Origin of the sequence: Ruoffia tabacinasalis, assembly GCF_005864045.1 — a bacterium.
Taxonomy (GTDB): domain Bacteria; phylum Bacillota; class Bacilli; order Lactobacillales; family Aerococcaceae; genus Ruoffia; species Ruoffia tabacinasalis.
The window spans coordinates 1-1,927 of sequence record NZ_VBSP01000091.1; the positions used below are offsets into that span (position 1 = coordinate 1).

The 1,927-nt window shown below is 40.0% G+C and carries 2 protein-coding genes; both read right to left on the reverse strand.

Annotation, left to right across the window (positions count from 1 at the left end; genetic code table 11):
* The coding region (locus tag FEZ33_RS12070; protein ID WP_171031402.1) for an ATP-binding protein at nucleotides 1–209 on the reverse strand (209 nt) is incomplete at its 3' end.
* A complete protein-coding gene (gene istA / locus FEZ33_RS12075) occupies nucleotides 199–1,755 on the reverse strand; it encodes an IS21 family transposase (RefSeq protein ID WP_138405602.1) in 1,557 nt (518 codons plus the stop codon). The genes istA and FEZ33_RS12070, both read right to left, overlap by 11 nt.
* Nucleotides 1,756–1,927 lie beyond the last annotated feature (172 nt).

Consider the following 1,927-nt stretch of genomic DNA (forward strand, 5'->3'; position numbering starts at 1 on the left):
GCTGAAGGAACTTCGAATGCAGCTTGCCTTATTAAGCGTTGAAGCTTATTACTTTTGCGACGAGAATGTTCGCTGTCTACTAAAAGCTTAAAGCGATCTTCGAAGCCCAAATCGTTATATTGCTTGTTTTGTGCCTGTTGCTTATAGGCCTCTGCCATGCCACTCATTTTCATTTCAATCAACTTTGTTATCGTATCTTCATTCATCATTTAAACGTCCTCCATAGTAGCTAGCCCCACGGGTGAATCCATGGTTCTGAGTTAATTTATCTACTGCTTTCTTCATTTGTTCTTCTTTTATCTGCTTCTGGTTATTTTTAAGGGCTGTTTTAACAAGAGAGACCGTCGGTCTTTCTGTGACGTCCAGTACCGTCTGGCAGGCTTTTTCCAATTCATACTTTGTGTGTTTGCGTAACACTTTCTTAAGAGTGAAAATGGACTGAACACCTTGTCGTTCAACGGCAGCGTTTTTTAGAATTAATTCGACCACTTGTAAGGTAGATCGTCCAATATCTTTTGCCCATGCAATGGCATTTTGTGGGGTTTGATCCGTATATAATTTATGGTTCTCTGGCATATGATCTCGGTTAGTGGACTGCCTGCCATATTTCCCATATAATCGTGAATGAGAAGCGATTCTCAAATGATTGTAGAATACTTCAATAAGATGATCTGTAACTCTCACATCTACCTGTTGACTGATATATTCATAAGGAACAGAATAAAACTGACTTTTAACAGAGATATGATAGTCTGGTTGAACTTTGGCGGTTAACCATTCAGACATCTGATAAGGTGTTGGTGGGAGAGGAGAAAGGTACGATTTCTCTTCTTCTAAAAATGCTGACCATCTGGAACCTTCACGCTTCGTAAAATCACGATGATTGAACTCTTCTAATTTTTCTTTGGCAACGTCATTCCATTCCTTTAAAGTGAAGCATTGAGTGTGCCTCATGGCAGCGATAATCCAAGTCGAGATTGTGCGTACAGACCCTTCTACTGAAGCTTTATCCTTTGGATATTTTACTCGAGCTGGCATCACGAATGTGCCGTAATGATTCGCCATATCTTTATAAGTAGGGTTTAGTACTAATTGCTTTCGCGTATTTTCCTGAACCCCTGTTTTTAAGTTGTCAGGGACTAGAACTTCACTCACACCCCCAAAATAGTCGTAAGCATGTCTATGGGCTGTGATCCAAGACGTTAAGTTCATTGATAAAAAACCTTCAACGTAGGACAATTGACTACTAGGAAATGTCGCTACGAATACATAGACTTTCACCTTCTCACCAGTATCTCGGTCAATTAAAGTGCCGGTAGATCCAGCCCAGTCGACTTCTAAAATTTCTCCTGGCTTTCGTTTGATTCGCATCGTTGCCTTATGTTTTTCTGCATATTTTCTATAATGACGAATGAAACTGCGATAGGCATAGGGAATAGCGTTTTCTGCTCGACACTGCACTTCATATTCATGATGAAGCAGTGTTAAAGTGACATTCTTCTTTCCCAACTCTTTGTGAATGTATTCAAAGTCAATCGGTCGGTAACCTGATCCTTCCATCGTTTTTTCAGGATACAAAAACTCTTCTAGCCATTTATCTGTCATCTCATCTGTTAACGGCAGTGTCACCTCCTTTTTTTCCGCAAGTCGAATGACTTCCGTTATTTTTTGTCTTGAGTGACCAGTAGCTGCACGAATACTTCGAAGAGAAAAACCATCAGACCTCATCTCCAATACTTTCCTATATTGGAACATAAAAAAACCTCCATATAATAAATGTCATGCTTTAGGCTTAAATGCCGTAGGCATGCACATTAATTATACAGAAGTTAATAAGTGGTAAACAGGTTGGCAATGACTGGTACATTTCATGGCAAAGGGTGGTACAAAACTTGGCAACGCTGGTACATTTCGCTGGCGGTAGTCA